Consider the following 24,329-nt stretch of genomic DNA (forward strand, 5'->3'; position numbering starts at 1 on the left):
TTAAACTCCTGACAATATTTTTACACTTACAAAAGCAATTAAAATGGCTGTTGCCTTTTTAAGTACAATTGGAGAAAAAAAACGGTAGCTTAAACGAACACCGATTTGTCCTCCAAGAAATACCATTGCTGATAAAAGTAAGGCTAGGTTCCAGTCTAAGGTAAAGTTTGGATTTGTACTTTGCCCAATAAAACCGCTCAAAGAATTTACGAGAATAAAAAAACTCGCTGTCGCAGCAATTTTTTGTGAGGAATCCCAATGCGATAGGTGAAGTAGTGGCGCTAAAAATACTCCTCCACCTATTCCAACCATTCCAGAAATAAGGCCGATAATTCCTCCGTAAAGTCCGTTTTTTAGATAGCTCTTTTTAGTAGATTCGAGTGCAGTAGTTATTGTTTGATTACTATTCCACATCGCAATTGCAGCTGCCAATAAGGTAAGGCCTAGTAATATGAAAAAAAAAGATTCATTTATTCTTAAATAACCGCCTAAAAAAGATAACGGAATACTTAAAGTAATTAAAGGAATGACTTTTCGCCAGTTGTATTCTTTATTTTTTGCATAGATAATTACACTGCCTCCTACAACGACGATATTGCACAATAAAGCGGTTGCTCTTATTTGTGGAAAAGCCAAACTAGACAAGGCCAAGACAGCGAGATAACTAGAGCCACCGCCAAAACCAACAGAAGAATAAAGTATAGCGATACTAAAAAATAAAAGAAGTACTATCCAGTTTTCGATAGCTATTTTTAAAAGTGTATTTATTTCCATACAGAAATCAAATATAAATATTAATCCAAAATCTTATGTTGTTAGTAGAAAAAATGTTTTGAAAACAAAAAAAAATAGTAGCTTAGTTTTTGAATAAAATATAAAAGATTTCATAGATGAGTAATTACCACGTAAAAAATTTAGAAGAATATTATCAAGTTTACAGGAAATCGATTCGAAATCCAGAGCTTTTTTGGGAAGAAATTGCAGAGGAACATTTTGTTTGGAAGAAACGATGGGATACAGTTTTATCGTATGATTTTTCAAAGCCAGAGGTCAAATGGTTCGAGGGAGCAAAACTAAACATTACGGAAAATTGTATTGATAGACATTTACGTGTTAGAGGAGACAAAACAGCTATTTTATTCGAGCCAAATGATAAGATTGAGGAAGCGCAGCATATTACCTATACGGAACTACATCGAAAGGTTTGTAAAATGGCAAATGTTTTAAAGGAACAAGGTGTGAAAAAAGGAGATAGAGTATGTATATATTTACCGATGATTCCAGAATTGGCAATTTCTGTTTTGGCTTGTGCTCGAATTGGAGCAGTACATTCGGTTGTTTTTGCTGGCTTTTCCTCATCAGCCCTGGCAACAAGAATCAACGATTGTGAAGCGAAAATGGTACTTACCTCTGACGGCTCTTTTAGAGGTGCTAAAACTATCGATTTAAAAGGAATTGTAGATGAAGCCCTCGAAAGTTGCGCTTCTGTAAATACAGTATTGGTAGTAAAAAGAACTAATACAGATGTTACCATGAAAGAAGGGAGGGATGCATGGCTTGCACCACTATTAGAAAATGCATTTGATAATTGTGCTGCTGAGGTAATGGATGCGGAAGACCCATTATTTATTTTGTATACTTCAGGATCTACTGGAAATCCAAAAGGGATGTTGCATACTACGGCTGGATATATGGTATACACTGCTCATACTTTTAAAAATGTATTCAATTATAAAGAACAAGATGTCTATTGGTGTACGGCAGATATTGGTTGGATAACAGGTCATAGTTATATCGTATATGGGCCATTGGCAAACGGTGCTACAACCGTTATGTTTGAAGGTGTGCCTAGTTACCCTGATTTTGGTCGCTTCTGGGAAATCGTAGAGAAACACAAAGTATCTCAATTTTACACAGCACCAACTGCAATAAGAGCGCTTGCCAAAGAGAATCTAGAGTTTGTAGATAGGTATGATTTATCTTCCATTAAAGTACTTGGAACCGTTGGAGAGCCAATTAATGAAGAGGCATGGCATTGGTATAATGATAACGTAGGAAAAAAGAAGAGTCCTATTGTAGATACTTGGTGGCAAACCGAAACTGGAGGTATCATGATTTCTCCGATACCGTATGTGACTCCCACAAAACCAACGTATGCAACGCTTCCTCTTCCTGGAATACAATTAGCTTTAATGGACGAACAAGGAGAGGAAATAAAAGGAAATCAAGTAGATGGGAGACTATGTGTGAAATTTCCTTGGCCTTCTATGGCAAGAACTATTTGGGGTAACCATCAGCGATACAAAGAAACTTATTTCTCTGCTTTTGAAGGTAAATATTTTACAGGAGATGGTGCTTTACGCGATGAGGTTGGCTATTACAGAATTACAGGTAGAGTGGATGATGTTATCATTGTTTCCGGACACAATTTAGGAACCGCTCCTATAGAAGACGCTATTAACGAGCATCCAGCAGTTGCGGAAAGCGCAATAGTTGGTTTTCCTCACGATATAAAAGGAAGTGCTTTGTATGGTTATGTTATATTAAAAGAAACAGGAGAGGGTAGGAATCATGAAAACCTTAGAAAAGAAATAAATCAGATAATAACCGAGCATATTGGACCTATTGCAAAATTAGATAAGATACAATTTACCATTGGGCTTCCTAAAACCCGCTCTGGTAAAATTATGAGAAGGATATTGCGAAAAATAGCACACAATGATTTAAATAATTTAGGAGATGTTTCTACTTTATTGAATCCAGAGGTGGTACAAAACATTATCGACAACAGGCTTGTGGTTGCAATGAAGTAGATAATTATAAAAAAACCAAGACTAATATAATTGCTTACAGCATGAAATAGTTTCTTAAATTCTTTTTAGGAAACTATTTTTTTATTCTATCTATGTTGCACAAAAAACGAAATCGATCGTGTTACTAAAGTTAAAACACCTTTATTTTAGTCGTTTTCAAAAAAACTAAAAACGGATCCACCGTATCTTTTGTCATAAGTGAATTTAGTGTGATTAGACAAGGTAGTATGCTTAGAGTGTTCTATTATTAAACACCCCTCTTCTGTAAGCAAATTATTTTCAAAAACTAAATCGACAATTTTTTTAAATTTATCCTCCTCAAAATCATAGGGAGGGTCGGCAAAAATAATATCGGTTTGTAATTTTGTTTTTTCTAGAAATTTAAAAACATCACTTTTTATGGCATGTATAGGTAAGTCTAAGTCTTTTGAAGTTTGCTCTATGAATTTGATACAACTGTAGTGCCCATCTACAGCATAGATTTCAGAAGTTCCTCTAGATGCAAACTCATAGCTAATATTACCCGTTCCCGAAAACAAATCTAAAACAGAGATAGCGTCAAAATAGTAGTTGTTATTGATAATATTGAATAAAGATTCTTTCGCCATATCTGTGGTTGGTCGTACCGGTAATTTTTTTGGAGCCGTAATACGTTTGCCTTTGTGTTTTCCTGATATAATTCGCATTTATGCTAATAGTATAAAGTTAGAATGTGCTGAAAACGGATCGTTTTCGTTAAAATTAACTTTTGTGTTTTGAATGAAATCTACATTTCTTACAAATGTATAGGTTATTTCGTATAAAGCCGAATTTGGTTCAATTTTCCCCATAAAGTACAAGTGAAATTCTTCTGGGTTCAAGTGTAATTGCTCGGCAACAAATAAGATGTAATAAATAAAGTCTTCTTTGGTTTGGTAGGTAAAAGAATTACTGAACCGTAAAGTATTGTTCTTGAAGATAATAATATCTAATTCTTTCTTAGAAACGTTAACGTACACTGTTGGTACCTCTTTAGAAGCCTCTTTTTGTTTTTGTAATTTGTTAATGAGTACAGTTATGTGATGGTGGTACTCAAATTCTCCAAAATTTTGAAATATATAGTTGTTGATGTTTACGTAAGGTATGTATACTGTATTGACCTGTAAAGGAGAGATAAAATCATAAGTTATATAATCTGTTGCTAGTGTTTTGACAGTATATTTGAGGTAATTTTGAAGGCTATTTCGGTCAAATAATTCTTCAGGAACCATCGTGAATAAATTATTTTGATGAATTGCCATAACCGAAGTAAAGTTTTGTTGTAAGTCTTTGTCCTCAGAAAAAATAGCAATTATTTTTTCCAAGAGAAGCTCGGGTGTGGCAATAGATACAGGAAACGAATATTCGGTATATAGGATTGGAGTATCCGAATCGCTGTTTGAGATATAAAAAGAAAATCCATCCAAATTAAATTGGATGGATAATTTTTTTATGCCGGCGTTAACGCCAAATGTTTTAGTCTTCTTTTTTAACTGCATTAGTTCTATCGTAAGATGGAGGCCAGTTTCCACTTGTGGTAACTTCGTTTAAAGAACCAACAGAAATAAATTCTCCTTTCACTTCGTCAGATTCAATAACCTCTAATTCTTGTTTTACAAGAGAAGGTGACATTCCTTTTAAAATTGGCTTTTTACTAACTTTCGCCTCAAATACTGGTACGAATAATCCAGTTACTTTTTCAACAGTACCTGTAGCTAATTCAAATTGTTGATCAGTACCAGGAACACTAAACATATTTTTGTAATCTTTACCTTCAAAATATTTTGAAACAGGCTCATATCCAATAGTGTCCACTACTTTTTTAGATACTGTAACTTCAATTCCTCCGCCTCTATCAACTTTTTCTTCTACATTTTTAGTTTCTGTAAGCACTAATTTACCATTTTCGATAAAGGCAATTAATGAGTCTTTATTACTGGTATAGGTTCCTTTAGCTTCTTTGTATTTAATTTCCGCATCACGTATTAGACGTGCATTGTTAATAACTTTAGCATATCGTATTTTTTTATCTTTGTCAAAATTTATTGGTTCCATTATACCACCGTAAATTTTATACACTAGAAAAACCGAAGCAGCTAATAACAAAATAGAAACTAACCATCTCATCTTTAGGGGTACAAACTTTACTATAGCAACCGCTACTAGAAACGCAACAATCACCGCTGCCAAAATCATTAACAATAAATTCATTTTTTTAATTTTTAATATATGATAATCGCAAATCTACAATTTTTTTTTAACCAATAAAATTTTTAACAATAATAAGATATATCTTTGAATATTATTTGAATTTATGATAGTATCTGCCAATAAATTTTATGCCGAAGTTTTAGAAAAATTTCCTTATGAGCCAACCGTTAAACAGAACGAATTACTCGTGCAGCTTTCTAATTTTATCTTTGAAACTAACAAGGATGCTTTGTTTGTTTTAAAGGGATATGCCGGAACGGGAAAGACTACCACCATAAGTACAATTGTAAATAGTCTATGGAAGGCACAAAAGAAAGCTGTTTTACTTGCACCAACAGGAAGAGCAGCAAAAGTCATTTCTGGGTATTCCGGTAAAAAGGCCTTTACCATTCATAAAAAAATTTATTTTCCAAAAAAAGAAAGCAGTGGAGGTGTTCGCTTTGTGATGCAACCGAACAAACATACAAATACTATATTTATTGTAGATGAGGCGTCTATGATTTCTAACGAAAAACAACATGCTAAGTTGTTTGAAAATGGTTCGCTTTTAGACGATTTAATTTCCTATGTGTATTCAGGTGTAAATTGCAAGATTGTTTTTCTTGGAGATACTGCACAATTACCTCCAGTAAAACTATCTTTAAGTCCTGCTTTGGAAGCAGATAGTTTGGCCTTTAATTTTGATAAAGACATAAAGGAAATAGAACTAGACGAGGTTGTTCGTCAAAAGGAAAATTCGGGAATATTGTATAATGCAACTGATTTAAGACTCTTAATTCAGAATGGTGCAGTCGATTTTCAATTTAAATTGGGTTTTAAAGATGTCATTCGTTTGGAAGATGGCTATGAAATTCAAGATGCCATTACTAGTGCCTATGATGGTGATATTGGAGTGGAAGATACTGCTATAATTGTTCGGTCAAATAAACGAGCAAATCAATACAACCAACAAATACGCACTAAAATTAGAGGTCAGGAAAATGAGATTTCTACGGGAGATTATGTCATGGTGGTTAAAAATAATTATTATTGGCTTAAAGATTCTTCTTCGGCTGGTTTTATTGCCAACGGTGATATTTGTGAGGTTATGCGAATTAATTCCATCAAAAATTTGTACGGATTTACATTTGCAGAAGTGGTGGTAAGAATGATTGACTATCCAGACATGAAGCCTTTTGAAACAGTTTTGTTATTAGATACCCTTACTAGTGAAAGTCCTTCTTTAACCTATGAAGAATCCAATCGATTATACGAGGCAGTAAAGGAAGATTTTGTCAATGAAAAATCGAAGTATAAACAATTTATGGGAGTAAAGAAAAATAAATATTTTAATGCGCTTCAGGTAAAATTTTCTTATGCCATGACCTGTCATAAAAGTCAAGGAGGTCAATGGAAAACCATTTTTGTAGAGCAACCTTATTTGCCAGATGGTCCGAGCGTTGAATATTTAAGATGGTTGTATACTGCGGTAACAAGGGCACAAGAAAGACTTTATTTGATCGGGTTTAAAGAAACGTATTTTACTACTTAAAAAATAGGTTTTTAGTGTATTGCATAATTTTTTATTGAACAAAATAGTCTTTCTGTGTTGTTGTTTTAAATGTTAGTGTTTTGTTAATTTGTAGTAAAAGGGTTTCAAATAAACTACATTTGTTATTCATTTAAACCCTAAGGAATGAATAAAAAATCGATACTTTTTTATTGTTTGATTTGGCTAGTTAGTGTTAGTATGGCACAAGTACCAGCCAAATTAACGTCGAATCAAATTTACGAGAAAATTCAAAAATTAAATTTTTTAGGTTCAGCGCTTTATATAGCGGCACATCCAGATGATGAGAATACCCGATTAATTGCTTATTTGGCCAACGAACAAAAAGCAAGAACAGCCTATCTTTCTCTAACTAGAGGAGATGGAGGACAGAATTTGATCGGTCCGGAGATGCGTGAATTACTCGGTGTTATTAGAACTCAGGAATTATTGGCAGCAAGAAGTATTGATGGTGGAGAACAGCGTTTTTCCAGAGCGAATGATTTTGGGTACTCAAAGCACCCAGACGAGACGCTTAAAATATGGGATGAAAACGAAGTTTTGGCAGATGTTGTATGGGCGATACGAACTTTTAAACCGGATGTTATTATCAATAGGTTCGATCATAGAACCCCTGGAACTACGCACGGACATCATACCACTTCAGCTATGCTAAGCGTAAAGGCTTTTGATTTGGCAGCAGATCCATTACAATACAGAGAACAATTAAAATCTACGGACATATGGCAACCGAATAGACTCTTTTTTAATACTTCGTGGTGGTTCTATGGCAGTAGAGAAAAGTTTTCCAAAGCAGATAAATCGAATATAGCTAAAGTAGATGTTGGGGTGTATTATCCGTTAAAAGGATTGTCTAATAATGAATTGGCCTCGATAGCTAGTAGCCAGCATTTATGCCAAGGCTTTGGGAGATTAACAACTAGAGGGAGCCAGGAAGAATACATGGAGTTTTTAAAAGGCGAAAAGCCCAAAAATCAAAACGACATATTCTCTGGTATAAATACTACATGGAGCAGAATTGAGGGAGGTGAAGAAATTGGTGCTATTTTATATGCCATTGAAAATAATTTTAACTTCGTGAATCCTTCAGTTCATGTAGAGGACTTAGTATTCGCATACCAAAAAATTAAGAAGTTAGAAAATAGCCATTGGAGAAACATCAAACAAAAAGAGATTGCAGATATAATTGTTGCTTGTTCGGGGATATACCTAGAGGCAAATGCTAGCAGTGGTAGTGCGGTTCCAAATAGTGATATGGATATTACGTTTGAGGTTTTAAATAGAAGTGCTATTAACGCCACTTTATCTGCCGTTACAATACTTCCAAAAGGTCGAATTATAAATAAAAATGTAGATTTACTTCCGAATAAAAAACTGAACTTCAAGGAAACTATTGCTATCGGAGCGTTGCCCTATTCTGATCCTTATTGGTTACAAAACCCTTGGAGTTTAGGAATGTATGCAGTTTCAGAGCAAAGTATAATTGGTAATCCGGAAAGTAAAAATCCTATAAACATTGCTTTTACTATTGCTATAGAAAATGAAGTATTCAACATTAATAGACCCTTAGTTTACAAGTATTCTAAACGCGATAAAGGAGAGATATTCGAGCCTTTTGAAGTCTTACCAGCAATAACTACGAAGTTAACGAATAAGGTTATGTTGTTTGCAGATAATACGATGCAAGAGGTTGCCGTTGACGTTAGAGCAGGAAGCGCAAATGTTGATGGGAAATTATATTTAAAGGTTCCCGAAGGTTGGGAAGTTTTCCCTAAAGAACAGTCTTTTTCTATTCAAAAGAAAGAAGATAAAGTCACCCTTGTTTTTAAAGTAAAGCCTACGGAAAGCGAATCGGAAGGTATGGTCAAAGCAATTGCCAAAATAGGAGGTGTTACCTATAATAAAGAGCTTATAACAATAAACTATAGCCACATACCAAAGCAATCTGTTTTACTCCCTTCAGAGGCTAAGGTTGTTCGGTTGGATATCAAAAAGGAAGGGGTTTTAATTGGGTATATACAAGGTTCTGGTGACGCTGTTCCTGAAAGTTTACGTCAAATAGGGTATACCGTTACAGAAATGGATCCAAACGATATAAACGGATCGAATCTTTCCAAATTTGATGCTATTGTTTTAGGAATAAGGGCATATAATACCAAAGATGTTTTGCAATTAAAACAAAAATTTTTATTAGAGTATGTTAAGAATGGTGGTAATCTCGTAGTGCAATACAATACCAATAGACGCGTAGATGTACAAGCGCCATTTTTGTTGGAATTATCACGAGATCGTGTGACTGATGAAAATGCAAAGGTTACCTTTTTAGCAGAGGATCATCCTGCTTTGCAGTATCCAAACAAGATAACAAGTGCTGATTTTGAAGGATGGGTACAAGAAAGAGGCCTGTATTTTCCAAATGTTTGGAGTAAAGAATACACACCAATTCTCGCTATGCAAGATAGTGGCGAGTCTCCTAAAAAAGGAAGTTTATTGGTTGCCCAGTACGGTAAAGGAAATTATATATATACTGGCTTGAGTTTTTTCAGAGAACTACCTGCAGGTGTACCAGGAGCCTATAAACTTTTTGCAAACCTATTATCGTTACAAACAGCACCTATAAAACAGTAATTTTTTAGGTCGTAAACTTAATAAAGTACCTTCTTTAGGAGGGTACTTTTTATTTACTTGTAGTGAATAAGTTGATTGAAACAGTTGCTAATTCGGAATTCGGAAACTTGTGAAAAGTTTTTTCATCTGGAATTAAGCCAATCTTTCTCATAATATGCATGTAGGTATCTAATTCTACAATGTATTGGTCGGAATATCCGTGTGTTGCATCATATGCTGTTGCTGCAGTTTTTCCGATATTTTTAGCAACTAAAGTTGGTGGTAAAGTATGTAATTCAATTAGTAATAAGCCGTATTTTTCTACATAAGGCAACCATTTTTTAAAATGTTGTTTTAAAGAATGAATAACTTTAATATTAGGCAGACGTTTTCCTTTAAAAGCAAAAGCTCCAGTTGATGCCACTGTATTTTTGTTTACTTCAGGGTTAGGTTCTGTCCACATTCGGTTATGGTCTAAAAATGTTCTTACGTTAAGAAGGTCCGACAAGTTTATTGTGTACTTTTCATACAAGTCTTTGGCTAACTGTTCGGGGTTTCCGATGTCACCCCATATTACTTTTGCCCAGATATCTGCTTTTATTAAATTTTCCTTAGTTATTTTAATAGCAGTTGTGTTGTAATCTACACCAATAAGAAACAATGGGTATTCTTCTAAAATTTTACCACGTTCCGTTTGGTTTTCAATAACATTAAATATATGCGTTAGAAAAGCTCCATTACCGCAACCAACATCAATTACTCCTTTAGGTTGTTCATGAATGGGCCTGTTAAATAGCGCAATAATTATACTATCAACAATTTTAAAATAAGCATTATGTGCCCCTCCGCTCCCCCAAACATTCATGGCTCTATTAACATGGACTTCCTCATTGTTTAAAGATTTTCTCTCCATAATGCTTGCGTTTTTAAAAAGTAGTTGCTCTAATTTTGCTAGCATAGGGATATAGGAAACCGTTACTCCATAAGCTGCTGCTCTTCTGGCATAGAACAGTCCCTTGTCGGTAAATTCATAGGCTTGATTGTTTTTTACAAACCAACCTAAATTTGAAAGTAAGTTTAAAATGCGTGAAAATGTTTTTGGATCCTTATGAAATTCTTCTGCTTCAAATTTGGTTTCCATAAAGTATTTGTGAAATAAGCCACTCATACCTAACAATACAGCTATAGGTCCTAAAATAATTCCCTCCATATGGCTGAGTACTTGTGCGAGTATTTCTTTTTCTATACCTTTCTTTTCGTCTAATTTTTCATGAAATAATTGGTAGTTCGCATACAGTTTTTCAATTTTAACTAAGGCTTCAGTCCTAATGTTTTTAATGGAGAAATTTTCTAAGGATTGTAAAACGTTATTTGCTTCTTTATAGTATTGGAAATAAGAAAAAGCAATAGGTGATTTGGCAGTAATTTCGAATTGAACACTATTTTTTTGGTTATCTATTGTTTGCTTGATCCACCCTTGGGAGGCAAGAACTCTTAAACCTACATTTAAATAACCTTCGTTGGCGTTGAAATAATTGCAAAGCTCATGCAATGTTGATTTTTTATTTTTGAGAAGGTATTCTGTAACTCCTTGCTGCCATAAAACAAAGGCTGTTGGAACGGTAACTATTCCATCCAAATGACGGAATAAAATTCCTCGTTGTGTTGTTTTTTCTTCCTTAGATAACATAAATAGTTCCTTTTACCTAAAGATAATCATTTGAATTTATAAATATTCGATACCGTGAGATCTAAATGGATATAATTAGATATTAGGGTATTGTACTAGAAATAGTAATATACATAAAAAAGCTTTCTGTAAGGAAGGCTGTGAATACTTATGAATGCGATGTAAACTATAGGTCCATACTGTGGTAGACCTGATTAACATCATCGTCTTCTTCAAGTTTTTCCAAAAGCTTTTCCACTTCTTCTTGTTGTTCTTGCGAAAGTTTAGTGGTAGTGGTTGGGATTCTTTCGAATTCGGAGGAAAGAATTTCAAGGCTATTTTCTTCTAAGTATTTTTGAATGGCGCCAAATTGTTCAAAAGGAGCATAAATTAATATACCGTCTTCATCTTTAAATATCTCTTCGACATCAAATTCTATCATTTCTAATTCAAATTCTTCGAGATCTTGTTGTAAAGAAGCTTCGTTAATTCTAAAGTTAACTGTATGGTCAAACATAAAGGAAACAGAACCTGAAGTACCTAAATTACCATTACATTTATTAAAGGCTGCTCTTACATTTGCAACGGTTCTGTTATTATTGTTAGTGGCTGTTTCAACAAGAACTGCTATTCCATGTGGCGCATATCCTTCAAACAGAACTTCTTTGTAGTTTTCAGTAGTCTTGTCGGATGCTTTTTTTATTGCTCGTTCTACGTTGTCTTTAGGCATGTTAGCAGCCTTGGCATTTTGAATAACCACACGTAATCGTGAATTAGTTTCAGGATTCGGGCCACCCTCTTTAACTGCCATTACAATATCTTTACCAATACGTGTAAAGGTTTTGGCCATGGCCGCCCAACGTTTCATTTTTCTTGCTTTCCTAAATTCAAATGCTCTTCCCATATGTTTTTATTAATTTAACTCTGCAAATGTAATTATTGCTATAAAATTTCACAATTTAAAATCGCTTTTTGACGATTAAGGCTCCTTTTTCACTGTATCCTTTCCATGTGCCAGACTGCTGACCTTTTTTAAATTTACCTTTAATCTTTAGGGTTCCGTTACTGAAATATTCTCGGTAATCACCGTGTTTTAAACCCTCTTTTAATTCTACTGAAAACAAGGGTGTCCCATCTTCATAATATTTTTCATACCGCTTAGCACTAAGGTCATTTGGGAAAATTTCGGGTAAATTAAAAATATCTTCCGGTTTAGATTTTTCTTTTTCATTACTATTCTTCGAAACAGCAGTGTTTAGTTTTTTTCGTTCTTGCGTTTCCGACTCTTGTCTTTTTTTTACAATAGCCGGATTTTCGTAGGCAATAACAGCATAGTTTTCGAAGTGAGAACCTATGGCGGTGAGTTCTATTCCTACTTTCGAAAAACAAGTGATAAAATCTCTGTTTTTTATTATTTGCTTTTTAGTTTTTCTATCGCTTACGGCAACCAATTCATTAAAAGCATATGGCATGTTACCATAGAGAAATAGGTTGGATTTTTGATTAAAATTATCGTTAAAATCAATAAATTCTTTACTATTTGCTAGCGTAAAACCTATACGTTGTGTATTAATTATTTCTTTCAAGGTATTAGGGCTATTGCTAAATATTACAAAATCGTCAATGGTTGTAAAATAAGGTTTCTCTATTTGTTTAAATAAGTTACCTGCAAGGATTTTGAAAACACCTTTTAGGTCTAAATAGTTTATTGTGTGGTCTTTGTATTGGATCTGTTTAAATTTTAATGGCGTGTGTTTTTTAGTTTTTTCCACTATTACATCTAAATTTTTCTTTGTTAACCCAATATCTTTGGTTTGCACAACAACTGCAATATTTTGATTTTTTACTTTTATTTTACTGTTTAGATGTAAAATTCCAATTTCATTTCCTATCCAACTGTAAATATGTTTTTCAATATCAATTTGTAAAAGGTTCTCTATTTGTTTTTTTTGTTCTAAATAGCTCTTGAAATCAGCTTCGTTTTCTTCTTTTAACGCCTCTATATTTTTCTGAAAATCGCTAAAGTCAGCAAAGGCGAAACTCAAATATATAGCTGTGTTTTTTGGGGCTATTTTTGCTGCAGTTCTGCGTCCCTTACCTGATTTTTGAAGTGCGCTAATGTAACTATCGCTTTTGGTGTTAAAATTGGTGTAACCCTCTGCCTGAATGCTTGTACCTTCCTTAAGACCGATATTAAAACCAGAATACAGCCACGATTTCTCCATAGTTTGTAGGAAGCTATTTTTTGTTATAACATTCGAAAAACAACGGAGGTAGTTATTTAGGTATTTGTACTGTATAAAAAGTCTAAAAAAATCATCATTTGGTGTTTTTTTATTGATTTGGATAAAATTAGTATCCCTGCCAATGGTTGGATTTTGGTATTGCTCAATTGACTTTTCAATTAAAATATGGGTAAAAGAGGCTATGAGTTGGTTTTTAAGAAAGGTAATATAAAGTGTTTCTCTATTTTGTTTGTTATAAAGTTCAATAATTTCTTGTTCTCTGTAAATTCTTTTCGTAACTCGGTATTTTTCTCCTGTTAATTCTGCAATACCTTTTTTTAAAAATTGTAGTTTTGAAAGTTTTTGAAGATCTAGTACATACAACAATTCATAGTCTTTTGGTGTATGTGTATGCACAGATATTAAGAGATTTCTTTCTCCAATAAAATCGATAATATCTTTTTGATTTTTAAAATTTTGATCTAAATCATTAAGGTTATTGGTTATTTTATTGATATAATTATTTTGTTGTAGATGTTTCCATACCGGACTATTACTTATGTCATCCCATGTATCTATAGGTCTTTCTGTTTCTACTATAAAAACAGCATCTTCAGGAATTAAATACAGAGGATTAATATTGTCTTCACTTATACTTGTAAACAGATATAACACATAAGCCGCTATTAGAGCGAGGATTAATAAAATACCACCAATAACCTTATTTTTCATGAATTACGAATTGTATTACACATGCGATTTAAACCTGAATTACGCCAAGGTTAAACGGTTTTTCAATGGGTGCATGATCTGCTGCCTCAATTCCCATAGAAATCCATTTTCTAGTATCTAAAGGGTTTATTATGCCATCTGTCCAGATTCTGGCAGCAGCATAATACGGTGAAATTTGTGTATCATATCGTGCTTTGATAGTATCAAATAGTTCTTTTTCTTTCTGCGGAGTTATTTCTTCTCCTTTTTTCTTCAGAGCAGCAGTTTCTATCTGTAATAAAACTTTTGCTGCAGAGGCACCACTCATAACAGCTAACTCTGCGCTAGGCCAAGCAGCAATTAATCTCGGGTCATAGGCTTTACCGCACATGGCATAATTTCCGGCGCCGTAGGAGTTTCCTATAACGATGGTGAATTTCGGAACCACCGAATTACTCACGGCATTTACCATTTTAGCACCATCTTTTATAATTCCACCATGTTCTGATTTACTTCCAACCATAAATCCTGTCACATCTTGTAGAAATACTAGAGGAATTTTTTTCTGATTACAATTTGCTATGAATCTTGTTGCTTTGTCTGCAGAGTCATTGTAAATGACTCCTCCAAATTGCATTTCTCCTTTTTTGGTTTTTACTAATTTACGCTGGTTTGCTACGATACCTACAGCCCAGCCATCAATTCGGCCATAACCAGTGATTATAGTTTGTCCGTAACCTTCCTTATATTGTTTGAAATCGGAGTTGTCAACCAGGCGTTCAATTATTTCTAACATGTCATATTGTTCATGTCTCGCTTTAGGCAAAATGCCAAAAATGTCATTTTCATCTTTTTTTGGAGGAAAAGCTTCCTTTCTATTGAAGCCTGTTTTATCGTAATCTCCAATTTTATCCACAAGATTTTTAATCGTATCCAGTGCATCTTTATCGTCCTCAGCCTTGTAATCCGTTACCCCAGAGATTTCACAATGCGTGGTGGCACCTCCTAAAGTTTCATTATCAATCGTTTCTCCAATAGCTGCTTTTACTAGATAGCTACCAGCTAAAAATATACTGCCTGTCTTGTTCACAATTAAAGCCTCATCACTCATAATTGGTAAGTAAGCTCCTCCTGCCACGCAACTCCCCATAACTGCAGCTATTTGGGTAATTCCCATACTACTCATTACTGCATTATTTCTGAAAATTCTTCCAAAGTGTTCTTTATCCGGAAAAATTTCATCTTGCATTGGAAGGTAAACTCCTGCTGAATCTACTAAGTATATAATTGGTAACTTATTTTCTATAGCAATTTCCTGTGCTCTTAAGTTTTTCTTACCTGTAATTGGAAACCAAGCTCCCGCTTTTACGGTGGCGTCATTCGCTACAACGATACATTGTTTACCTTGAATATAGCCTATTTTTACAACAACTCCTCCAGAAGGGCAGCCGCCGTGCTCTGGATACATATTTTCTCCTGCAAAAGCTGCTATTTCGATAACATCACGGTCGGAGTCTAATAAATATTCAATTCTTTCCCGAGCCGTTAATTTCCCTTTTTCATGGTGTTTATCGATTCGTTTTTGTCCTCCACCAAGTTTTACTTTGGCTAATTTTCTTTTTAAATCGGATAGTAAAAGTTTGTTGTGGTCTTCGTTTTTGTTAAAGTTTATGTCCATTTATTTTCTATAATTCCAAATTGAATGTAAAAGTACTAAATTAGTATTTAAATAGTATCGATGTAAAGGCTATCTAAGCATAGGAGTTTAAAATTTTTTCTACAGTCATTTCTATGTCTTTATAACGTTCTTGTTTGGCTAATTTTGAGGCTTCGGCAATTCGCTCCCCGCAATTGCTCACGGCACAGGTTTCACAGGTGATTCCAACTTTTCTGGTAATTATATTGGAGTCGTTAATGAATTTTAGTTTTTTCTTTAGGTGGCTAGAAATTAAAAAACCTATTGAGACACTTCTGTTAAGGTTCTGTTTAAAAGGATCTGAAGTTGCTGATGATAGTACTAAATATTTGCTATTGGAATTGTCATAAGAGGAAATTTGTATTCCAAAACTATGTTTTTTAGTAGATTTTTCTAAGTCCTTTATAGCGCCTATGGAAATCCAACGTCTGCAATAATGTTCATTGGTTCTATTGGCGTGTGGTGCTTGTTGTTGGGTTATGTGTAACTCTTTGGTAAGGTTAAATTTAGAGGATTCAATTCTGTGTGTAAATCGTAAAAAGAATAAGTTTTTAATGTGAAAGTGCTTGGGTAAAATATTAGTTAATCTCTGATAGAAGGTTTCCGCAGAGCAATTGTATTGTTTTATGATATTGAAAAACTTTTCATTATCCCAAGTTTCGTTTGCAAAAAAAGTTTTAAGAGAATTGATCAAACTATCTTTTGCAATAATCAAAGCGCCCGCAAAATAGGAAGCAATAAAGTTGTGAAGTACCTGATCAAAACTATCAAATTTTACCCAAGGAAATGTGTATAATCGATTTTCTAAATGTAAAAAATTATAGGCTAGTTCTTTGGCGAATATAAAGGCTTTTTGCGCTTCTGTTATATCGCTGCTAATTAAAAGTGTTTTGTTTTTTGGGATAAAAATACTTCGAAGTTCTGTTAAGTTTTTGTGCTTTTTAAGAGTTTTTGCATCAATAGTATATCCAAATTCTTCGATTAAGATTTCTTTTAGGTCATGGGAATAAATTTTTTCATGCAGGTTTATATGGTACGCTTTGGCAAATGTTTTTACATCGTCCTCAATAGTGTCAAAATAATTATTGTGCGCTTCTTGATAAGAGCGCAGAGAAGCTAAAAAAAAGCTTTCTCTACTGAGGTTATAGTTTTGCGCTATTTTAATAATGGTACTTATAAAAGCATTTACCTTTGCCGGTGCATTTGCAATAATATCAATTAGATTTTTTTCTTGAATTCCAAAGAGATCCAAAGGTATTTCTTTTAAAATTTTTGATTTTAAAATTTCACCAATAGGAGCGAGATTTTTATCTAGTTTTAAGGAAACCAAATGATCATAAGGCACATCTAAGTGTTCAGATAAAAGGATTATTTTATCTGTTTTAGGGTATTTTTTTCCTTTTTCAATTTCATTCAAATAGGATTTTGATAGTCCTGTAAGTTTTGCAAGCCCAAAGAGGGAGAGTTTTTTCTCCGTTCGTATTTGCTTTAGTTTCAGCCCAAAAATAAGCCGTATGTATTCGTCTTCTATTTGCATAAATCAAATATATAAATAAAAAGCGAAAAAATAATTTTTGTGTTTTTTTTAATTTTAGCGAACGTTCGCTTGTGGAGTTCAAAAAAAATGTATAATATTGTAAAGTCAATATGTAAATATGTAATTATGAATACAGAGATAGTAGCAAAAGGAATTGTTTTAAAAGGTTTTAATTCAGAGGATTATGGTAAAATTTTGAATCAAGAAGCACTAGATTTTTTAGTTGCACTACATGCTAAATTTAATGATAAAAGAATAGCTCTTTTAGAAGACAGACGTGTTGCCCAGGCCTATTTTGATGCCGGAAATTTTCCAGAATTCCCACAAGAAACATCGGCTTTAAGAGAGGGAGATTGGGTATGCGCTCCTTTGCCTAAAGATTTATTAGACCGCAGAGTTGAGATAACAGGACCTGTGAACAGAAAAATGGTAATTAATGCGCTGAATTCGGGAGCCAAAACATTTATGGCAGATTTTGAAGATAGTAATTCGCCTACTATTCAAAACGTATTAAATGGGCAGGTTAATTTAAATGATGCGGTGCACAAATCTATCTCTTTTCACGATGAGAAACGAGATAAATTCTACGCATTAAACTCTCAAACGGCTACTTTACTTGTTCGTCCAAGAGGGTTGCATCTCGATGAAAAGCACTTCCAGATTAACGGTGAATTAATGAGTGCCTCTTTGGTAGATTTTGGATTGTTCTTTTTCCACAACATAAGGCCTTTGTTAGCCCAAGATTCTGCTACTTATTTTTATCTGCCTAAATTGGAACATTACCAGGAGGCCAGGTGGTGGAATTCTGTTTTTATTTTTGCACAAGATTATCTTGGTGTTCCTCAAAAAACGATAAAAGCTACCGTTTTGATAGAGACAATTACTGCTAGTTTCCAATTGGATGAAATAATTTATGAACTTAAAGATCATATGGCAGGTTTAAATTGTGGAAGATGGGATTACATCTTTTCTTACATTAAAAAATTTAGAAATCACAAAGGTTTTACTGTTCCTAACAGAGGACAAGTTACCATGCAAACCCCGTTCATGAAGTCTTATTCCTTACGCGTGATTCAACGTTGTCATAAACGTGGCGTACATGCTATGGGTGGGATGGCAGCACAAATTCCTGTAAAAAATAACGAAATAGCGAATGACATCGCTTTTTCAAAAGTAAAAAAAGATAAAGAACAAGAAGTAAAAAATGGACATGATGGAACATGGGTAGCACATCCAGGTCTTGTCTCAGTTGCCATGGATGTATTCGATACACATATGCCAACGAATAATCAAATTGACATAAAATTAGAAGATTTTGCCATTTCAGAGAGTGACTTAGTAGCTCAGCCAAAAGGTACCATAACTGAAGACGGAATCCGACAAAATATTAACGTTGGGATTTTATACGTAGAAAGTTGGTTGGTTGGAAACGGAGCAGCTGCCTTGTATGACCTTATGGAGGACGCAGCTACAGCTGAAATTTCTAGAACACAACTTTGGCAATGGTTACAAAATAAAGTAACAATGGAAGAAGGTACCCTTTTTACGAAAGAAATTTATGAAAAGTTTAAAATGGAGGAAATTTCCAAAATTAAAAATTTGCTAGGTGAGGAGCGATTTAAAAATGGGCGTTTTGATTTGGCAATTTCTTTATTCGATTCTTTGGTATTATCCGATGAATTCACTGAGTTTTTAACCTTACCAGCATATAAATATATTTAAAAAAAACACCCTGTAATGCGGCAACATATACAGGGTAATAATCAAAATTAATTAATTATTTGTTTAAAATAAAAAACAAAATTATGAAAAATAAAGCACATTTGAATTACAATTCAGCTATAGAAACAGTAAGAGCGCTCAAAGACAAGTATGGAAAAACATGGAATGCTATCGCGCCGGAAAAGGCTGCAAGGATGGTGGTTCAAAATCGTTTTAAAACCGGAATAGAAATCGCAAAATATACCGCAGCAATTATGCGACGAGACATGGCTGCATATGATGCAAATCCTTCTGAGTACACCCAGTCTTTAGGAGCTTGGCATGGATTTGTTGCCCAGCAAAACATGATTGCCGTTAAAAAACATTACCAAACAACCGAGAAGAAATACATTTATTTATCGGGATGGATGGTTGCGGCGTTACGCTCTGAATTTGGTCCGTTACCGGATCAATCTATGCACGAAAAAATAGCAGTTCCAGCTTTGATAGAGGAAATCTACAGCTTTCTCAGGCAGGCGGATAGTATTGCTTTAAATGACTTGTTTAGAAGATTAGAAAATGGAGAAGATGTACAAGACCAAATTGATAATTTTGAGACCCATGTTGTTCCAATTATAGCAGATATTGATGCAGGGTTTGGAAATGAAGAAGCTACGTATTTACTAGCAAAAAAGATGATTGAGGCGGGAGCTTGTGCTATTCAAATTGAAAATCAAGTTTCCGATGCAAAGCAATGCGGTCATCAGGATGGAAAAGTAACGGTACCACACGAAGATTTTATCGCTAAATTAAATGCAATTCGCTATGCTTTTATAGAATTAGGTGTGGTAGATGGGATTATTGTCGCAAGAACCGATTCCGAGGGAGCAGGGCTTACACAGAAACTACCAGTAAGTACGCAAAAGGGAGATTTACAGTCGCAGTATTTAGATTTTATAGAATGTGAAGAAGTAGCATTAGATATGGTGCATGACAATGATGTATTGTTGAAAAGAAACGGTAATTGGTACGACCGGTTCGCCTAGCAAATGGATTGTATCGCTTTAAGGAAGGCTCTAATATCGATAGAGTTGTTTTGGATTGTATCACTAGTTTACAAAATGGAGCTGATTTATTGTGGATAGAGACTCCCACACCACATGTAGGACAAATCGCGCACATGGTAAATCGAGTACGAGAAGTGGTTCCTAATGCTAAATTGGTGTATAATAACTCTCCATCGTTTAATTGGACTTTAAATTTCCGTCAACAAGTATATGACGCTATGGCAGAAGAGGGAGAAGATGTAACAATGTACGATCGAACTAGGTTAATGGATGCAAGTTACGATGGCTCAGAATTGTGCGAAAGAGCAGATCAAAAAATCAAAACTTTTCAGAAAGATGCAGCCACAGAAGCAGGGGTGTTTCATCATCTAATAACCTTACCGACCTACCATACTACAGCTTTGCATATGAACGATTTAACAGCAGGGTATTTTGGAGAAGACGGAATGTTAGCATACGTTAAAGGAGTGCAAAGACAAGAAATACGAAAAGGGGTTGCATGTGTGAAACATCAGAGAATGGCAGGCTCTGATTTGGGAGATGATCATAAATCTTTTTTTACTGGAGATAAGGCTTTAAAGGCGGGTGGTGCTAAAAATACCTCTAATCAGTTCGAAGTTAACGAGGATAAAACGATTCGAAAAGAGAAAACTTTAGTATAATTTATTATCAAAAAACATAGTAATTTAATAATAGTAGTTAACAACCGATGTATAGAAGTTATTCGTAAAGTAATAGTTTTTATATTATTTTGAAGTAGAAAAGGCTATCCGACAGGATGGCCTTTTTGTTGTAAATGTCATAATTTTTGTGGAATTCTATCTGTTGTAATTATAAGTTTTAGTTGTTATTGATACTAGTTTTTTCTACACAATATTTTAATAAAAACCTGCTGTGAGATACCACAGTGTTTGTATGGATTTAATCTAAATTTAAAATCATTTTTATATTACAACGTTCGTAGGGACAATTTTCCTCTACTTTGATTTCTTTAAAACCGTATTTACGGTAGATATAAATGGCATTTTCTAAAATGGTATTGGAGTATAGTATTAAGTTTTTAAAAGCGTTAGCTTTTGCAAAATTAATGCAATATTGCATCAGGTGTTGTCCTATTTTTTTTCCTCTTAACGTCTTTGCTACCGCCATTTTTGTGAGTTCAAAAGTCCCGTCTTTTGGCATTAGTGCAACTGTACCTACAATTTGACCATCTACTTTTGCAAAAAATACATGTCCACCTTTGTTTACGATGTAGGTTTCAGGATTGCGCAGTACTTCTTCATCGAAAGGCTCTACGTAAAAATACTGTCTAAGCCATGCTATGTTTAGTGTATAAAATTCATTCGCGTATTCTTTGCTAAATGCGGTGATAATTACCTTATTCGTTATATTTTCCATTATTATTGTTTAACTCTATGCGAAATTATGTTCTGTGAACTACTACTTTTCTTACAAAGGTATCGCATAAAATAGACTTTTAAAAGTTTATCATGTGTATATGTTTTCCATGGAATATAAATTATGGCTATCTTTACAATCGAATGCTAATCCAAATAATTCATTTTAAATTATGACCAAAAGAATCGCAGCTTTTGCGGGAAGTACAAGTTCTACTTCCATCAATAAACAACTTGCTAGTTGTGCCGCTAATTGTTTAAAAAGTACTTCTTTTGATGTTTTAGACTTGAACGACTATGAAGTGCCAATATACAGTGAAGATTTAGAAAAAAAAATAGATTACCCTCGTGGTGCAAGGTTGTTTAACGAAGCTCTAGATTGTTATGATGGGTTTATAATTTCTCTAGCAGAACACAACGGTTCCTATGCTTCGTCGTTTAAAAATCTTTTCGATTGGGTTTCGAGGCAAAAAAGGGAAGTTTTTAGAAATAAACCGGTCTTGGTTATGGCTACGTCGCCAGGAGCAAGGGGAGGAGCTACTGTTTTGGCAAGTGCTTTGGCTACTTTTCCTCATATGGGTGCCACCATTGTGGGAGACTTCACTTTAGGGAAATTTTACGACAATTTTAAAGAGGGTTCCATTGTTTTAGCGGAAAAAAAAGAGGAGCTTCAAACTGTGGTTAATCGGTTTGAAAACAATATTTAGCCTTTTTCTATTATTTCGTTCGCTTATTTTAAATTAATTTTTTGTTGTTAAAGGATATAATTTAGGTTGGTCAAATTATGTAGAGTAGTTATAAATAAATATAATTATTTTCTCAGGTGATATTTTCCTTGGGAAGTAAATGTACTGTTCGTATTTTTGTACGAACTCTTTTTGGTAAGAGATTGGTAAGTAAAGAACTTTCAATATGCTACAATGGCAATAATATGGGAGATATAGCAAAAGATATACAGTCAAGGTTTAAGAGTAATAAGGTTAAAGCGCTTATTAACATTAAATACACTGCAAATTGGATAACCAGTAAAGAAAATGCTTTTTTTAAACCTTACGGTATTTCTCCACAACAATACAATATTCTTAGAATATTACGCGGTGCTGAAAAAGCAATTAAGGTCCAGGTTATAAAAGATAGAATGATTGAACGCGCACCTAACGCAACGCGTTTGATGGATAAGCTTTTTGATAAAGGCTTAATTCACAGAGAGCGATATAAAATAGATAGGAGAGTTGTTTACATTTCTATAAGCGAAAAAGGACTACAATTATTGCAAACTATAGATGCGTCTTTTACTTTAGACTATTTAGATAATTTAACAGAAGAGGAAGCGCTTCAGTTAAGTGATTTATTGGATAAAATTCGATAGTGATAAAGGGGCTTTTTAAGTGATTAAAAGAGGTTTTATAAACTGTAGAATTAAATGATGCAGAGTGTTAGATTTATACTAAAACTCTAGTATTCATTGTTGTTTTTATTTTCGTTTTTTTGTTTCCACGCTGTTCTCAAGTCTGATGATAGTGTACCACTACCATCGTGTTTCCAGCCTGGTGGTTTCAAGAAATACTTAAATTTATTCGCAACAGAGGTGTTTGCTGTAAAAAAATCAGATAGCATTAGATACCATTCGTAAAATGCAACCTTAAAAGGATTAAACGTGTTAATATTCGTGACCAAACCGTATTTTGGTTTTTCCTCTTCCTTTTGAAATGTTCCGAAAATCCTATCCCATATAATGAAGATACCGCCGTGGTTTCTATCGAGATATTGTGCATTTGTAGCGTGATGTACCCTGTGATGACTTGGTGTATTGAAAATGTATTCAAACCATTTAGGTAACTTATCAATGAATTCGGTGTGAATCCAATATTGATATAACAAACTTATACTCATTTGCATAACAATCATTACAGGATGGAAGCCGATTAAAACCAAAGGAATCCAAAACACAAAGGTATAAAAACTTCCTGTCCAGGTTTGTCTTAGTGCAGTAGATAGGTTGTAATTTTCTGAGCTATGGTGTACTACATGGCTTGCCCAAAATAAGCGACATTCATGTGCTATTCTATGGTTCCAATAGTAAATAAAGTCTTCTAGAATTAAAAGTAATACCCATGCCCATAAAGCAAAAGGAATGCTAAAGACCCGATACTGGTATAGAAATACAAATACGCCAAAAGAAATACCCTTGGCAAGCAATCCAATAAGGACATTACCTATTCCCATACTGATAGATGTAATTGCATCTTTATGTGGGTAGTCTTCCATTTTAACTTTAACAGTAAGTATTACTTCTAATAACACCGTTAGTATAAAAAAAGGAATGGCGTAATGAATGAGGTTGGGTAACTCCGGTATTTCCATCTAAAAAGTATTGAATCTTAACAAACTTAGTTAAAAAACGTTTTAAAATAAAATTTATAATTAGTCTATTTTTGTGAGGATAATTTGTATATTTGCAGGCTTAAAATAAAATTTTTAATTATGAACCATTACGAAACTGTTTTCATTTTGAATCCCGTTTTATCTGAAGGTCAGATAAAGGAAACAGTACAGAAATTTGAAGATTATTTGACTTCAAAGGGTGCTAAAATGATTTACAAAGAAGATTGGGGCTTAAAGAAATTAGCTTATCCAATCGAAAAAAAGAAAAGTGGATTTTACCACTTATTCGAATTTAATGCTCCAGGTGATGCTATTTCTCCGTTTGAATTAGAGTTCAGACGTGATGATAGTGTTATGCGTTATTTAACTGTAAAGTTAGATAAGCATGCAGTAGCTTGGGCAGAAAAGAGAAAAGAACGTGTTAAATCTTCAAAAAAGTAACCTATGTCGACTATAGATCAACAAGCAAAAGGAAATAAGCAAGGGGAAGTTCGTTATTTAACGCCTCTTGATATTGAGACTAAAAAAGAAGCAAAATACTGTCGTTTCAAGAAAAACGGTATCAAATACATCGATTATAAAGATGCTAACTTCTTAATGTATTTAGTAAATGAGCAAGGTAAAATTTTACCAAGACGTTTAACAGGAACTTCATTAAAATACCAACGTAAAGTGGCGCAAGCGATCAAAAGAGCTCGTCATTTAGCTTTAATGCCATATGTTGGTGATATGTTAAAATAATA

19 protein-coding genes and 1 pseudogene are annotated in these 24,329 nt (G+C 33.9%); 9 read left to right on the top strand and 11 right to left on the bottom strand.

Annotation, left to right across the window (positions count from 1 at the left end):
* Positions 1-774: a sulfite exporter TauE/SafE family protein gene (locus BSU00_RS02780; protein ID WP_105003018.1), complete on the bottom strand. Its 774-nt coding sequence runs from the start codon at positions 772-774 to the stop codon at positions 1-3.
* 116 nt (positions 775-890) lie between these two features.
* Here BSU00_RS02780 and acs point away from each other — a divergent pair, with 116 nt between their 5' ends.
* On the top strand, positions 891-2,813 hold the full coding sequence (acs, locus tag BSU00_RS02785; protein WP_105003019.1) for an acetate--CoA ligase: 1,923 nt from the start codon (positions 891-893) through the stop codon (positions 2,811-2,813).
* A 146-nt stretch (positions 2,814-2,959) separates the two neighbouring features.
* Here the strand turns inward: acs and BSU00_RS02790 are convergent, their stop codons facing one another.
* From BSU00_RS02790 to BSU00_RS02800, 3 genes are read right to left on the bottom strand one after another with little or no spacing between them, the layout of a single operon-like run.
* Positions 2,960-3,499 (bottom strand): RsmD family RNA methyltransferase, encoded by a 540-nt coding sequence (locus BSU00_RS02790; protein ID WP_105003020.1) that lies wholly within the window; start codon positions 3,497-3,499, stop codon positions 2,960-2,962.
* Positions 3,500-4,330 (bottom strand): DUF3822 family protein, encoded by an 831-nt coding sequence (locus BSU00_RS02795; protein ID WP_105003021.1) that lies wholly within the window; start codon positions 4,328-4,330, stop codon positions 3,500-3,502.
* Complete coding sequence (locus tag BSU00_RS02800; RefSeq protein ID WP_105003022.1) at positions 4,308-5,042, bottom strand: hypothetical protein; 735 nt, start codon at positions 5,040-5,042, stop codon at positions 4,308-4,310. The genes BSU00_RS02795 and BSU00_RS02800 overlap by 23 nt, the downstream gene beginning before the upstream one ends.
* A gap of 103 nt (positions 5,043-5,145) precedes the next feature.
* On the opposite strand from BSU00_RS02800, the gene BSU00_RS02805 reads away from it, so the two are divergent.
* Together BSU00_RS02805 and BSU00_RS02810 are read left to right on the top strand one after the other, a co-directional pair.
* Complete coding sequence (locus BSU00_RS02805) at positions 5,146-6,573, top strand: ATP-dependent RecD-like DNA helicase (protein ID WP_105003023.1); 1,428 nt, start codon at positions 5,146-5,148, stop codon at positions 6,571-6,573.
* A gap of 144 nt (positions 6,574-6,717) precedes the next feature.
* Positions 6,718-9,219 (top strand): PIG-L family deacetylase, encoded by a 2,502-nt coding sequence (locus tag BSU00_RS02810; protein ID WP_105003024.1) that lies wholly within the window; start codon positions 6,718-6,720, stop codon positions 9,217-9,219.
* A gap of 49 nt (positions 9,220-9,268) precedes the next feature.
* Here BSU00_RS02810 and BSU00_RS02815 read toward each other — a convergent pair whose 3' ends face one another.
* From BSU00_RS02815 to BSU00_RS02835, 5 genes are all read right to left on the bottom strand, one after another.
* Positions 9,269-10,888 (bottom strand): class I SAM-dependent methyltransferase, encoded by a 1,620-nt coding sequence (locus BSU00_RS02815; RefSeq protein ID WP_105003025.1) that lies wholly within the window; start codon positions 10,886-10,888, stop codon positions 9,269-9,271.
* Between the two features lie 166 nt (positions 10,889-11,054).
* The gene (locus BSU00_RS02820; protein WP_105003026.1) at positions 11,055-11,771 is read right to left on the bottom strand and encodes a YebC/PmpR family DNA-binding transcriptional regulator; all 717 of its coding nucleotides are present in this window, start codon (positions 11,769-11,771) and stop codon (positions 11,055-11,057) included.
* A gap of 55 nt (positions 11,772-11,826) precedes the next feature.
* Positions 11,827-13,824, bottom strand: coding sequence for a DUF3352 domain-containing protein (locus BSU00_RS02825; protein ID WP_105003027.1), 1,998 nt, complete (start codon positions 13,822-13,824; stop codon positions 11,827-11,829).
* A gap of 28 nt (positions 13,825-13,852) precedes the next feature.
* Positions 13,853-15,481: an acyl-CoA carboxylase subunit beta gene (locus BSU00_RS02830; protein WP_105003028.1), complete on the bottom strand. Its 1,629-nt coding sequence runs from the start codon at positions 15,479-15,481 to the stop codon at positions 13,853-13,855.
* 73 nt (positions 15,482-15,554) lie between these two features.
* Positions 15,555-17,036, bottom strand: coding sequence for a helix-turn-helix domain-containing protein (locus BSU00_RS02835; protein WP_105003029.1), 1,482 nt, complete (start codon positions 17,034-17,036; stop codon positions 15,555-15,557).
* 126 nt (positions 17,037-17,162) lie between these two features.
* Between BSU00_RS02835 and aceB the strand changes: the two genes are divergently transcribed.
* Together aceB and BSU00_RS02845 are read left to right on the top strand one after the other, a co-directional pair.
* Positions 17,163-18,758, top strand: coding sequence for a malate synthase A (gene aceB, locus BSU00_RS02840; RefSeq protein ID WP_105003030.1), 1,596 nt, complete (start codon positions 17,163-17,165; stop codon positions 18,756-18,758).
* Between the two features lie 83 nt (positions 18,759-18,841).
* Positions 18,842-20,466: pseudogene (locus BSU00_RS02845) on the top strand (isocitrate lyase).
* A gap of 259 nt (positions 20,467-20,725) precedes the next feature.
* Here BSU00_RS02845 and BSU00_RS02850 read toward each other — a convergent pair.
* Complete coding sequence (locus tag BSU00_RS02850) at positions 20,726-21,202, bottom strand: GNAT family N-acetyltransferase (RefSeq protein WP_105003031.1); 477 nt, start codon at positions 21,200-21,202, stop codon at positions 20,726-20,728.
* 172 nt (positions 21,203-21,374) lie between these two features.
* On the opposite strand from BSU00_RS02850, the gene BSU00_RS02855 reads away from it, so the two are divergent.
* The gene (locus tag BSU00_RS02855) at positions 21,375-21,908 is read left to right on the top strand and encodes an NADPH-dependent FMN reductase (RefSeq protein ID WP_105003032.1); all 534 of its coding nucleotides are present in this window, start codon (positions 21,375-21,377) and stop codon (positions 21,906-21,908) included.
* Between the two features lie 224 nt (positions 21,909-22,132).
* Positions 22,133-22,570, top strand: a complete 438-nt coding sequence (locus tag BSU00_RS02860) for a MarR family winged helix-turn-helix transcriptional regulator (protein ID WP_105003401.1) — start codon at positions 22,133-22,135, stop codon at positions 22,568-22,570.
* A gap of 86 nt (positions 22,571-22,656) precedes the next feature.
* Here the strand turns inward: BSU00_RS02860 and BSU00_RS02865 are convergent, their stop codons facing one another.
* On the bottom strand, positions 22,657-23,565 hold the full coding sequence (locus BSU00_RS02865; protein ID WP_105003033.1) for a sterol desaturase family protein: 909 nt from the start codon (positions 23,563-23,565) through the stop codon (positions 22,657-22,659).
* A gap of 120 nt (positions 23,566-23,685) precedes the next feature.
* Here BSU00_RS02865 and rpsF point away from each other — a divergent pair, with 120 nt between their 5' ends.
* Together rpsF and rpsR are read left to right on the top strand one after the other, a co-directional pair.
* Positions 23,686-24,027 (top strand): 30S ribosomal protein S6, encoded by a 342-nt coding sequence (gene rpsF / locus BSU00_RS02870; RefSeq protein ID WP_105003034.1) that lies wholly within the window; start codon positions 23,686-23,688, stop codon positions 24,025-24,027.
* A 3-nt stretch (positions 24,028-24,030) separates the two neighbouring features.
* The gene (gene rpsR / locus BSU00_RS02875) at positions 24,031-24,327 is read left to right on the top strand and encodes a 30S ribosomal protein S18 (protein WP_105003035.1); all 297 of its coding nucleotides are present in this window, start codon (positions 24,031-24,033) and stop codon (positions 24,325-24,327) included.
* Positions 24,328-24,329 lie beyond the last annotated feature (2 nt).

This window comes from Tenacibaculum sp. SG-28 (genome assembly GCF_002954385.1).
Classification (GTDB): domain Bacteria; phylum Bacteroidota; class Bacteroidia; order Flavobacteriales; family Flavobacteriaceae; genus Polaribacter.